The sequence below is a fragment of the Diaphorobacter sp. LR2014-1 genome, assembly GCF_002916785.1.
GTDB lineage: Bacteria > Pseudomonadota > Gammaproteobacteria > Burkholderiales > Burkholderiaceae_C > Diaphorobacter > Diaphorobacter nitroreducens.
The window spans coordinates 110,251-122,274 of sequence record NZ_MTBE01000003.1 but is presented as its reverse complement, the minus strand read 5'-3'; the positions used below and the strand labels follow the sequence as shown (position 1 = coordinate 122,274).

Below are 12,024 nucleotides of genomic sequence, written 5' to 3'. Positions count from 1 at the left end.
GACAACCCGCAGCGGTGCACGCGCCCTGCGGGTTTTTCTTGGGCGGTGATGGCGCAGCAATGATCCTGTTTTGATAGCTGCTGGCGCTTATTGGATAAGCGTTGGCGGCATTTTTCATGAAAAGTCATCCAGCACCGCACCCTTGCTGGCGCTGGAGGCGTTGAAAGCAAACTTGGCCTGCACGCCCCGCATGTAGCGCGGCGTGGGTGGCTGCCAGGCGGCGCGGCGCTGTGCCAGCGTGGCGTCGTCCACGTGCAGCTGCAGCAGCAGTTGGTGGGCGTCGATGGTGATCGTGTCGCCCTCATGCACCAGCGCAATCGTGCCCCCCGCAGCCGCCTCGGGCGCGACGTGGCCCACCACCATGCCCCAGGTGCCGCCCGAGAAGCGCCCGTCGGTGATCAAGCCCACGCTCTCGCCCAGGCCCGCACCGATCAGCGCGCCCGTGGGGGCCAGCATCTCCGGCATGCCCGGGCCACCCTTGGGGCCGAGGTAGCGCAGCACCATCACGTCGCCTGCGACGATCCTGCCGTCCAGGATGGCCTGCAGCGCCGACTGCTCATCGTCGAACACACGCGCGGGCCCGGTGATGACGGGGTTCTTCAGCCCGGTGATCTTGGCCACGGCGCCCTCGGGACTCAGGTTGCCCTTGAGGATGGCGAGGTGCCCCTCGCGGTACAGCGCCTTGTCGATTGGGTGAATCACGTCCTGGTCCGGCCGTGGCGCGTCGGGTACGTCGGCCAGGGTTTCGGCGATGGTTTTGCCGGTGATGGTCATGCAGTCGCCGTGCAACAGGCCGGCATTCAGCAGCACCTTCATCACCTGGGGAATGCCGCCCGCGCGGTGCAGGTCGACGGCCAGGTACCGGCCGCTGGGCTTGAGGTCGCAGATCACTGGGACCTTCTTGCGCATGCGCTCGAAGTCGTCGATGGACCACTCCACACCCGCCGCGTGCGCGATCGCCAGGAAGTGCAGCACCGCGTTGGTGGAGCCGCCCGTGGCCATGATCACGGCCACGGCGTTCTCGATGGCCTTGCGCGTGACGATGTCGCGTGGCTTCAAGTCCTTGCGGATGGCCTCGATCAGCACCCGGGCGGATTCGCGGGCCGAGTTCATTTTCTCGTCGTGCGGATTGGCCATGGTGGAGGAGTAGGGCAGGCTCATGCCCAGCGCCTCGAAGGCCGAGGACATGGTGTTGGCCGTGTACATGCCGCCGCACGAGCCCGTGCCCGGGATGGCGTGCTGCTCGATGTCCTTGAGTTCCTGGTCGGTCATCCTGCCTGCCGCGTTCTGGCCCACGGCTTCGAACACGCTCACGATGTTCAGGTCTTGCCCCTGCCAGCGGCCCGGCAGGATGGTGCCGCCATACACGTAGATCGCCGGCACGTTGGCGCGCAGCATGCCCATCAGGCCGCCGGGCATGTTCTTGTCGCAGCCGCCGATGACGACCACGCCGTCCATCCACTGGCCCTGCACGCAGGTCTCGACGCAGTCGGCAATCACCTCGCGGCTCACCAGGCTGTACTTCATGCCCTCGGTACCCATGGCCATGCCGTCGCTGATGGTGGGCGTGCCGAAGACCTGGGCGTTGCCGCCCGCTTCCTCGATGCCTGCGATGGCCGCGTCGGCCAGGCGTTGCAGGCCGCTGTTGCAGGGCGTGATGGTGCTGTGCCCGTTGGCCACGCCCACCATGGGCTTGGCGAAGTCGCCCTCCTGGTAGCCCATGCCGTAGAACATGGAGCGGTTGGGCGCGCGCGCCTTGCCCTGGGTGATGTGGGCGGAGCGGCGGTTCAGCGGCAGCGGGTCGGTCATGGCGGGTCCTGCTTCTGCGGTGGCGAGACGGCCGAGTGTGGACGCCGCCGCAGCGGCTGTCCATGCGGGTGAATGCGGGGCCAGCGCGCCAACGTGGGTACTGGGGCTACGACATAATCAAACGGTTTTGCCTAGGGCGGGGCTCAAGAGGTTTCCGCTGCGGCGCGCGCAGGCCCCCAAGCGCACGGGCCCATCGACTTTCCTGAGCCACTCATCTCCCGCAACCACGATGCCCGCATACCGTTCCAAGACCTCCACCGCCGGCCGCAACATGGCAGGGGCCCGCTCCCTGTGGCGCGCCACCGGCATGAAAGACGCCGATTTCTCCAAGCCCATCATCGCGGTGGTCAACTCGTTCACCCAGTTCGTGCCCGGCCATGTGCACCTGAAAGACCTGGGCCAGCTCGTGGCGCGCGAGATCGAGGCCGCCGGCGGCGTGGCCAAGGAGTTCAACACCATCGCCGTGGATGACGGCATCGCCATGGGCCACGACGGCATGCTGTATTCGCTGCCCAGCCGCGACATCATTGCCGACAGCGTGGAATACATGGTGAACGCGCACTGTGCCGACGCCATGGTCTGCATCAGCAACTGCGACAAGATCACCCCCGGCATGCTCATGGCCGCCATGCGGCTGAACATCCCGGTGATCTTCGTCTCCGGCGGCCCCATGGAGGCCGGCAAGGTGCAGCAGGCCGTGCCCGGCACCAGCACCATCCAGATCAAGAAGCTGGACCTGATCGACGCCATGGTGATGGCCGCCGACGACAAGGTGAGCGACGCCGACCTGGCCGAGGCCGAGCGCAATGCCTGCCCCACCTGCGGCTCCTGCTCGGGCATGTTCACCGCCAACTCCATGAACTGCCTGACCGAGGCGCTGGGCCTGTCCCTGCCCGGCAACGGCACCGTGGTGGCCACGCACGCCGACCGCGAGCAGCTGTTCAAGCGCGCGGGCCGGCGCATCGTGGAGCTGGCGCGCCAGTACTACGAGCAGGGCGACGAGCGCATCCTGCCGCGCTCGGTCGGCTTCAAGGCCTTCGAGAACGCGATGACGCTGGACATCGCCATGGGCGGCTCCACCAACACCATCCTGCACCTGCTGGCCATTGCGCAGGAGGCCGGCATCGACTTCAGCATGGCCGACATCGACCGCCTGTCGCGCAGCGTGCCGCAGCTGTGCAAGGTGGCACCCAACACCGACAAGTACCACATCGAGGACGTGCACCGCGCCGGCGGCATCTTCGCCATCCTGGGCGAGCTGGAGCGTGCGGGCAAGCTGCACACCGACGTGCCCACCATCCACGCGCCCACGCTGGGCGAGGCGCTGGCGCAGTGGGACGTGACGCGCACGCAGGACGAAGCCGTCCAGACGTTCTACAAGGCCGGCCCCGGCGGCGTGCCCACGCAGGTCGCCTTCAGCCAGAGCGTGCGCTGGCCGAGCCTGGACCTGGACCGCGCCGCGGGCTGTATCCGCTCCGCAGAGCACGCCTTCAGCAAGGAAGGCGGCCTGGCGGTGCTCACCGGCAACATCGCCAAGGACGGCTGCGTGGTCAAGACCGCGGGCGTTCATGAATCCATCCTGGTCTTCGAAGGCCCGGCGCATGTGGTCGAAAGCCAGGACGAGGCGGTGGAGAACATCCTGGCCGACAAAGTGAAGGCCGGCGACGTGGTGGTGGTGCGCTACGAGGGCCCCAAGGGCGGCCCCGGCATGCAGGAAATGCTCTACCCCACGAGCTACATCAAGTCCAAGGGCCTGGGCAAGGCCTGCGCGCTGCTGACCGACGGGCGCTTCTCTGGCGGCACCTCGGGCCTGTCCATCGGCCACTGCTCGCCCGAGGCGGCTGCCGGCGGCGCGATCGGCCTGGTGCGCGACGGCGACCGCATCCGCATCGACATTCCCAACCGCACCATCAACGTACTGGTGAGCGACGAGGAGTTGGCCCAGCGCCGCGCCGAGCAGGACGCCAAGGGCTGGAAGCCCGCCCAGCCACGTCCGCGCAAGGTCTCGGCCGCGCTCAAGGCCTATGCCAAGCTCGTGACGTCGGCCGACAAGGGCGCCGTGCGCGACGTGTCGCTGCTGGACTGACGTGGTGCGGTGCACGCCCATGCCGGGCGTGCGCTCCTGATTTATGAGCTGCTCGCGCTGGACGGACGCGATTTACAGGTGCGTTTAAGCTTCAAATGGCCACGCTGCCAGCGCCAACAGCTCTTTTTGTTGTAGCAACGGAATGCCATCGCCCATGAACGAGTTCCAGCAACGCATCGCAGCCAGCTTCGCGGCACAAGGTTTGATGGTCACCCTCGGCGCCCGCCTGGCGCTGGTGGCGGAGGGCGAGGTGCATATCGAGATGCCGTTTTCCACCCACCTGTCGCAGCAGCAGGGCTTCGTGCACGCGGGGGCCATCACCAGCATCGTGGACAGCGCCTGCGGCTACGCGGCGCTGACCCGCTCGCCCCCCGGCTGCGAGATCGTCACGGCGGAATTCAAGACCAACTTCATGCGGCCCGCCATGGGTACGCGCTTCCTGGCCGTGGGCAAGGTGCAAAACGCCGGGCGCATGCTCACCGTGTGCACCGGCGAAGTGCGCGCGTACACGGGCGACGGGCCCGACTACAAGGTGGTGGCGTTGATGCAGGCCACCATGGTCAACGTGCCGGCCGGCGCCTGAGAGCGCCGCAGCCTCACGAGCCCGAAGGGCCGCCCGCCTGGGTTTGCAGGTAGTTGGGCAGGCCGATCTTCTCGATCAGGCCGAGCTGCTTTTCCAGCCAGTAGGCGTGGTCTTCCTCGGTGTCGCGCAACTGGGCCAGCAGCATGTCGCGGCTCACGTAGTCGCGGTGGGATTCGCACAGGGCCATCGCGGCCTTCAAGCGGGCCTGTACGGTGTATTCGGTGTCCAGGTCCTTGCGCAGCATCTCCTGCGCGGATTCGCCGGGCGTGAAGTCGTGCGGGCGCATGTCAGGGCGCCCGCCCAGCATCAGGATGCGGCGCAGGATGGCGTCGGCATGCTGGGTTTCCTCCTCCATCTCGTGGCCCATGCGCTCGTACAGGCGGGTGAGGCCCTGGTCCTCGTACTGGCGGGAGTGGATGAAGTACTGGTCACGCGCGGCCAGCTCGCCGCGCAGCAGATCCTTGAGGCAGTCGATGACTTCCGGGTGGCCGTGCATGTTGGTGTTCTCATGGGGGTGGTGATGGCGTGAGTATCCGGCGCCTTGCGCGCCGGTTCAATGGCGGCCGTCAATTCCCGGGCATGGGCGCCCTGGATGCGGGCCGTACGCAGGCGCATTCTCATCCTGGCAGCGTTGGACGGGCGCGGGCGTGTCACGGCCCTGCGGCACAATGCCCGCCATGCTGATGTACCCCCAAATCGACCCCGTGGCCCTGCAGGTCGGGCCTTTGTCCATCCACTGGTACGGCCTGACCTATCTGGCCGGTTTTGCGCTGTTCATGTTCCTGGGCATGCGCCGCCTGAGCCACCAGCCCTACGCATCGCTGCGTGGCGACCAGGCGTGGTCGCGCAAGGACGTGGAGGACATCCTGTTCCTGGGCGTGCTGGGCGTGGTGGTGGGCGGGCGGTTGGGGTACTGCCTGTTCTACAAGCCGGGCTACTACCTGAGCCACCCGCTGGAGATCTTCTACGTGTGGCAGGGCGGCATGAGCTTTCACGGCGGGTTGCTGGGCGTGATCGGCTCCATGCTGTGGTTTGCGCATTCGCGCCGCAGGCCCTGGCTGCAGGTGGCCGATTTCGTGGCGCCCTGCGTGCCCCCGGGGTTGGCGGCCGGGCGCATCGGCAACTTCATCAACGGCGAACTGTGGGGGCGCTTCGCGCCGCCGGATCTGCCCTGGGGCATGGTGTTCCCGCAAAGCGGCTCCATGCTGCCGCGCCATCCGTCGCAGATCTACCAGTTCCTGCTCGAAGGCCTGCTGCTGTTCGTGCTGCTGTGGCTGTATGCGCGCCAGCCGCGCAAGCGTGGCGAGGTAGCGGCGGCGTTCCTCGTGGGCTATGGCGTGCTGCGCTTCACGGCCGAATACTTCCGCGAGCCCGACAGCTTCCTGGGCCTGTTGTCGCTGGGCATGAGCATGGGCCAGTGGCTGTGCATCCCGATGGTGGCGGCCGGGGTGGCGATGTGGGTCTGGGCGCAGCGGCAGGATGCTCCGGAGGGATTTGCATAAAAGAAGGCGCCAGCGCTTGTCCAGCAAGCGCCGGCAGCTCTCATTTTTGATTGTTCCTTGCGGGCGGCGCGGTGGCGGAGTGTTGCCGCGTTGCGTCAATATGCCCCGCTAGGGATAGTCCCCATCCCGGCGGCTGGGCATGCTTTCATAATTATTGAAAATTACGCGAAATGATGCAGTTTCGCGACCACTTGTGTGCCATTCGTGACGTCATAACGCCTGCCGCCCATTCACCATGCGCCGTCCGCCTGCCAATTCCCTGCACCACCAGGCCGCCGAGATGCTGCGTCAGCAGATCTTTGCGGGCGAACTGGCGCCGGGCAGCTTCGTGGACGAGGCCGCGCTGTGCGAGCGGCTGGCCGTGTCGCGTACGCCGCTGCGCGAGGCGCTCAAGGTGCTGGTGGCGGAAGGGCTGCTGCGCCATGAGCCGCGCCGCGGCTGCTTCGTGGCCGAGATCACGGAGCGCGATCTGCAGGAGATCTTCCCCGTGATCGCGCTGCTGGAGGGCCGTGCGGCCTATGAGGCCACCGAGCACGCAGGCCCCGCCGACATCGACGCGCTGCAGGTGCTGCACCAGCGCCTGCAGGACCATGCCGAGGCGGGGCGCATCACCGAATACTACGAAGCCAACTACGCGATCCACGAGGCCTTCATCACCCTGGCGGACAACCGCTGGCTGGCCCAGGTGATCGGCGACCTGCGCAAGATCCTGCGCCTGGCGCGGCACCAGACGTTGCAGGTGCCCGGCCGGCTGCAGCAGAGCCTGTCGGAGCACCGGCAGGTGTTCGCCGCACTCCAAAAGGGCGACGCCGCCGCGGCTGAGCAGGCCATGCGCAACCACCTTCTGGCGCAGCGCGACGCGCTGCGCGAGCTTGCACGCAACCACCCCTCACGGATCACACCATGAACGCCGCCTCCACCTGGATCTCGCGCAACGTGGACCGCCTGCGGTCCGCAGACAGCAAAGCCGCCAGCAAGAACAAGGACAAGGACGGCGCAAGCGCCGCGTCGCCCAAGCCTGCGGCCGAACGTTCCACGCACGAGCGCCTGCAGGCCACGCTGCGCAGGAGCGGCGAGGCGCTGTCGCCCCGCGTGCTGCGCCGGTTGCTGACCGACCTGCAGGAAGTGGTGGCCCCGCGCGTGAGCGAGATCGAAGGCGGGCGCCGCGCGCAGGCCATTGCCGCGTGGTACGCCGAGGCCACGCCCGAAGAGCGGCGCGACCTGTGGTTGCTGATGTGCGAGCAGTTCGCGCCCGATGCCACGCGTTTCAAATCGGCCCAGCAGCGCTACGAGGCCGCCGCCGGCACCGACGATGCGCCCCAGGCCGAAGCCCACCTGCGCCGCGCCATGGTGTCGCCGCGTACACGGCTGCTGCAGCGCTTTGCGGTGTTTCCGGAAGGCATGCGCTTCCTCGTGGACTTGCGCGCCGAGCTGCTGCCCCTGCTCAAGAGCGACAAGCGCCTGCTGCCGCTGGACGCGGAGCTGGAGCAATTGTTCTCCACCTGGTTCGATGTGGCGTTCCTCGAACTGAGGCGCCTGTCGTGGGATTCGCCCGCCTCGCTGATCGAAAAGCTCATCAAGTACGAAGCGGTGCACGACATCCGCAGCTGGGCGGACCTGAAGAACCGACTGGACAGCGACCGCCGCTGCTACGGGTTCTTTCACCCCCGCCTGCCCAATGAGCCGCTGATCTTCGTGGAGGTGGCGCTGGTCAACGAGATTTCGTCCAGCATCACCCCGCTGCTGGACGAGGCCGCCGAGGCCGCCGACATCCAGCGTGCCACCACGGCGATCTTCTACTCGATCAGCAGCACGCAGACGGGGCTGCGCGGCGTGAGCTTCGGCGATTCGCTCATCAAGCACGTGGCCGAGACGCTCACGCAGGAATTCCCGCGCCTGCGCACCTTCGCCACGCTCTCGCCGATCCCGGGCTTTCGTTCCTGGCTGTCCAAGAACTGCGCCGCGCAGCTGGAGCAGCTCGACGAGAAGCGCCTGGCCGAACTGGGCCGCGCCGTGGGCTTCGAGCCGCCGCAGGCCGCGCATGTGCTGGCCGCGGCCGACAAGGCGCTGGAGCTGCCGCCCAAGTCACCCGTGCGCCAGCTGCTCATGCAGTGCGCGGCGCGCTACCTGGGACGCGAGCTGCACGACGGCAAGCCGGTGGACCCGGTGGCGCGCTTTCACCTGGGCAATGGCGCCCGCGTGGAGCGGTTGAACTGGGCGGGCGACCCGTCGGCCAAGGGGCTCAAGCAGTCCTTCGGGCTGATGGTCAACTACCTGTATGACCTCAAGCGCATCGACAAGCACCACGGCCTGCTTGCGCAGGGGCGCGTGCCCGTGTCGGGCGATATCGACAGCCTGTGCCGTGACTGACGGCGCGCTGCCTCGGCGCCAGCGGGCGCGGCTGGCCTTGTATGCTCGCGCCCAGCTGCCCTCGGCGGCCTTGGCCGAGCGGGCGCGCCGCGCCTGAGCACCTGCCAACCCACCCTTTTCACAACAGAAAGACAGGAGACAACGCCATGCGAGAGAGAGAGAACTTGAGCCAGATCGCCACCGCCGCGCTGCAACGCCGTGACATGCTGCGCGCAGCCGGCGCTGCGGGCCTGGCGCTGGCCACGGGCGGTGCCTGGGCGCAAGGCGCCAGCGGCTGGCCGACCAAACCGGTCAACATGGTGGTGCCGTTCCCCGCGGGCGGCGGCACGGATGCCTTTGCGCGCCCATTGGCTGCGCAGTTTGCCAAATCCACGGGCAAGACGCTGGTGATCGACAACCGCGGCGGCGCGGGCGGCACCGTGGGTGCCAGCGTGGCGGCCAAGGCGCCAGCCGATGGCTACAACCTGTTCATGGGTGGCGTGCACCATGTGATTGCGCCGTCCATGTACCCCAAGCTGGACTACGACCTGGAAAAGGACTTCGTGCCGCTGGCCCTGGTGGCCAACGTGCCGCAGGTGCTGGTGGTGAACCCGCGCAACGTGACGGCCACCAACATGAAGCAGTTCATGGACTTCGTGAAGGCCAACCCCGCCAAGCTGAACTATGCGTCGGCCGGCTCGGGCACCTCGCACCACCTGGCGGGCGAGCTGTTCAAGCTGCAGACGGGGACTTTCATCACCCACATCCCCTATCGCGGCGCGGGCCCTGCGCTGCAGGACCTGATCGGCGGCAACGTGGACATGCTGTTCGACGGCCTGGGCTCGTCGGCCTCGCACATCAAGGGCGGGCGCATCAAGGCGCTGATGGTGTCGGGCTCCAAGCGCAACCCGGCCTTCCCCGACGTGCCCTGCGCGGCAGAGGTGGGCCTGCCGGACTACACCGTGTCCACCTGGTATGGCCTGTGGGCACCCAAGGGCACGCCGGCCGATCTGCAGGCGCGCATCGTCGAGGAGATCCGCAAGCTCGGCCAGGCCGAGGAGCTCAAGGCCATCTGGGCCGGCAACGGCGCGGAGTTCGGCACGCTGTCGCAGGCGGACTTCGCCAAGATGGTCAGCAGTGAGATCAAGCGCTGGGCGCAGGTGGTGAAGGCCTCGGGCGCCAAGCTGGAGTGATGTAGTCCCCCACTGCGGCGCCCCTCCAGTGGCGCTGCCGCCACCCCCACGAAGAGAGTCCGATCGCATGCCAGGTGAAGTTGTCGCGGCCATGGCCGCAGGAGAGGCCGCCGGCCGCGGCGTGGTGCGCGTGACGCTGCGCCACGAGGGCCGGCTCAACGCCATGTCGCGCGCCATGTGGCGCCAGTTGCGCACGGTGTTCCAGGACATCCAGCGCAGCGATGGCGTGCGCTGCGTGCTCATCGAGGGGGCAGGGGAGGCGTTCTGCGCGGGGGGGGATATTTCCGAGTACCCCGCCTTTCGCTTCGACCCCGCGCAGCTGCGCGACTTCCACGAGAGCGATGTCTGGGGCGGGCTGGCGGCCATGCTGGACTGCGACGTGCCCATCGTCGCGCGTATCGCAGGCGCCTGCATGGGCGCGGGCGTGGAGATCGCCAGCTGCTGCGACATCCGCATTGCCGCTGCCGGCGCGCGCTTCGGCGCGCCCATCGCCAAGCTGGGCTTTCCGATGGCGCCGCGCGAGGCCGCCTTGGTGGCGGGCGCCGTGGGCGACGTGACGGCGCGCCAGATGCTGTTGGAGGCGGCCACCTTCAGCGCCGCCGAGATGGCGCAGCGGGGCTTTCTGAGCCGCGTGGTCGACACCGAGCAGCTGGACGCGCAAGCCCTGGGCACGGCGCTGCGCATCGCAGCCTTGGCGCCCGGTGCGGCCCGGCTCAACAAGCAGACCCTGCGCGCTATACGAAAGAATCTGCCGCTAGCGCCCGACCAGCAGGCGCAAGCAGCTTCTGATTTGATAGCAAATAACGCACTGGCCGACCCCTACGCCTATGCCGACAGCGCCGAACACCGCGAGGGCATCAACGCCTTCCTGGCCAAGCGCGCTCCCGTTTTCTGAATCCTTTGTGTGTGCACCACCATGAGCTCCTCCTCCCAGAACCTGTTTTCCGCGCTGCGCGCCGCCTTTCCTGCTGACCTGGACCAGACCGCCGTCGAGGCCGCCTCGGCCGCGGGCGCGCCGCTGCTCTACACCTGGCGCGACCTGGACCGCGCCAGCGCCCGCATCGCCAACCTGCTGGCATCGCTGAAGCTGCCCGAGGGCAGCCGCATCGCCGTGCAGGTGGAGAAGTCGGTCGAAGCCATGCTGCTGTACCTGGCCACGCTGCGCGCCGGCTACGTGTTCCTGCCGCTGAACACCGCCTACCAGAGCGCAGAGATCGAGTACTTCATCGGCAATGCTGAGCCGGCCGTGGTGGTCTGCACGCCAGGCAACTTCGGCTGGGTGTCGAAGATCGCATTCACTGCGGGCACGCAACATGTGTTCACGCTGGGCGACGACCGCACCGGCAGCCTGCTGGAGCGCGCCGCGCACTTCGGCGACGAGCACCGCGCCGTCCCGCGCAAGGCTGACGACCTGGCTGCCATCCTCTACACCAGCGGCACCACAGGACGCAGCAAGGGCGCGATGCTCACGCATGGCAACCTGCTGTCCAATGCCCAGGTGCTCAAGGACTACTGGGGCTGGAAGCCCGGCGACGTGCTGATCCACGCGCTGCCCATCTTTCACGTGCACGGCCTGTTCGTGGCCATCCATGGTGCGCTGATCAATGGCAGCAAGATGATCTGGATGGCCAAGTTCGACCCCAAGGCGGTGATTGCTGCCATGCCGCGCGCGACGGTGTTCATGGGCGTGCCCACGCTCTACGTGCGCATGCTGGCCGAGCCGGCGCTGACCCAGGCCGCGGCCAGCCACATGCGGCTGTTCATCGCGGGCTCGGCGCCGCTGCTCATCGAGACTTTCAAGGAATGGCAGGACCGCACGGGCCACACCATCCTGGAGCGCTACGGCATGAGTGAGACCATCATGCTCACCAGCAATCCCTACGCGGCCGACGCGCGCCATGGCGGGCAGGCGGAGCGCCGCGGCTCCACCGTGGGCTTTCCGCTGCCCGGCGTGGGCCTGCGCGTGGTGGACGATGCCGGCAAGCCGGTGCCCGTGGGCGAGATCGGCAACATCCAGGTCAAGGGCCCCAACGTGTTCAAGGGCTACTGGCGCATGCCCGAGAAGACCAAGGAAGAGTTCAGCGCCGACGGCTGGTTCAAAACCGGCGACGTCGGCAAGGTGGATGAGCGCGGCTATGTCAGCATCGTGGGCCGCAGCAAGGACCTGATCATCAGCGGTGGCTACAACGTCTACCCGGCCGAGATCGAGGGCTACATCAACGAGATGCCCGGCGTGGCCGAGAGCGCCGTGGTCGGCGTGCCGCACCCGGATTTCGGCGAAGTGGGCGTGGTGGTGGTCATCCCCAAGCCCGGCGCAAAGGTGGATGGCGACACGGTCATCGCATCGCTCAAGAGCCAACTGGCCAACTTCAAGATTCCCAAGCGCTGCTTCGTCACCACCGAACTGCCGCGCAACACCATGGGCAAGGTGCAAAAGAACCTGCTGCGCGACCAGTACAAGGGGCTGTTCGCCTGAGCCGGCGCGGCATTGCAATGCAAAAA

At 67.6% G+C, this 12,024-nt stretch carries 10 protein-coding genes; 8 read left to right on the top strand and 2 right to left on the bottom strand.

Translation table 11 applies throughout. The annotated features are described in order from the left end of the window. Positions 1 to 114: 114 nt before the first annotated feature. On the bottom strand, positions 115 to 1,809 hold the full coding sequence (ilvD, locus tag BV908_RS03915) for a dihydroxy-acid dehydratase (RefSeq protein WP_047350769.1): 1,695 nt from the start codon (positions 1,807 to 1,809) through the stop codon (positions 115 to 117). 229 nt (positions 1,810 to 2,038) lie between these two features. On the opposite strand from ilvD (BV908_RS03915), the gene ilvD (BV908_RS03910) reads away from it, so the two are divergent. Both ilvD (BV908_RS03910) and BV908_RS03905 read left to right on the top strand, forming a co-directional pair. Next, a complete protein-coding gene (ilvD, locus tag BV908_RS03910; protein ID WP_047350770.1) occupies positions 2,039 to 3,895 on the top strand; it encodes a dihydroxy-acid dehydratase in 1,857 nt (618 codons plus the stop codon). A gap of 154 nt (positions 3,896 to 4,049) precedes the next feature. Continuing rightward, positions 4,050 to 4,478, top strand: coding sequence for a PaaI family thioesterase (locus BV908_RS03905; protein WP_103737286.1), 429 nt, complete (start codon positions 4,050 to 4,052; stop codon positions 4,476 to 4,478). 13 nt (positions 4,479 to 4,491) lie between these two features. Here the strand turns inward: BV908_RS03905 and bfr are convergent, their stop codons facing one another. Continuing rightward, positions 4,492 to 4,974, bottom strand: a complete 483-nt coding sequence (bfr, locus tag BV908_RS03900) for a bacterioferritin (protein WP_103737285.1) — start codon at positions 4,972 to 4,974, stop codon at positions 4,492 to 4,494. Positions 4,975 to 5,155: 181 nt separating this feature from the next. On the opposite strand from bfr, the gene lgt reads away from it, so the two are divergent. The 6 genes from lgt to BV908_RS03870 all read left to right on the top strand — a co-directional run bounded on the left by lgt (position 5,156) and on the right by BV908_RS03870 (position 11,998). Beyond that, positions 5,156 to 5,980 carry a prolipoprotein diacylglyceryl transferase gene (gene lgt / locus BV908_RS03895; protein ID WP_199856238.1) on the top strand — a complete coding sequence of 275 codons (825 nt, stop codon included), beginning with the start codon at positions 5,156 to 5,158 and terminating at the stop codon, positions 5,978 to 5,980. A 235-nt stretch (positions 5,981 to 6,215) separates the two neighbouring features. After that, positions 6,216 to 6,887 (top strand): GntR family transcriptional regulator, encoded by a 672-nt coding sequence (locus BV908_RS03890; RefSeq protein ID WP_011804511.1) that lies wholly within the window; start codon positions 6,216 to 6,218, stop codon positions 6,885 to 6,887. Next, a complete protein-coding gene (locus BV908_RS03885; RefSeq protein ID WP_103737284.1) occupies positions 6,884 to 8,350 on the top strand; it encodes a malonyl-CoA decarboxylase in 1,467 nt (488 codons plus the stop codon). Before BV908_RS03890 ends, BV908_RS03885 begins: the two co-directional genes overlap by 4 nt. Before the next feature lie 146 nt (positions 8,351 to 8,496). Beyond that, the gene (locus BV908_RS03880) at positions 8,497 to 9,522 is read left to right on the top strand and encodes a tripartite tricarboxylate transporter substrate binding protein (RefSeq protein WP_088887419.1); all 1,026 of its coding nucleotides are present in this window, start codon (positions 8,497 to 8,499) and stop codon (positions 9,520 to 9,522) included. 67 nt (positions 9,523 to 9,589) lie between these two features. Then, complete coding sequence (locus BV908_RS03875; protein WP_103737283.1) at positions 9,590 to 10,417, top strand: enoyl-CoA hydratase/isomerase family protein; 828 nt, start codon at positions 9,590 to 9,592, stop codon at positions 10,415 to 10,417. 21 nt (positions 10,418 to 10,438) lie between these two features. Then, positions 10,439 to 11,998, top strand: a complete 1,560-nt coding sequence (locus tag BV908_RS03870) for a malonyl-CoA synthase (protein WP_103737282.1) — start codon at positions 10,439 to 10,441, stop codon at positions 11,996 to 11,998. Positions 11,999 to 12,024 lie beyond the last annotated feature (26 nt).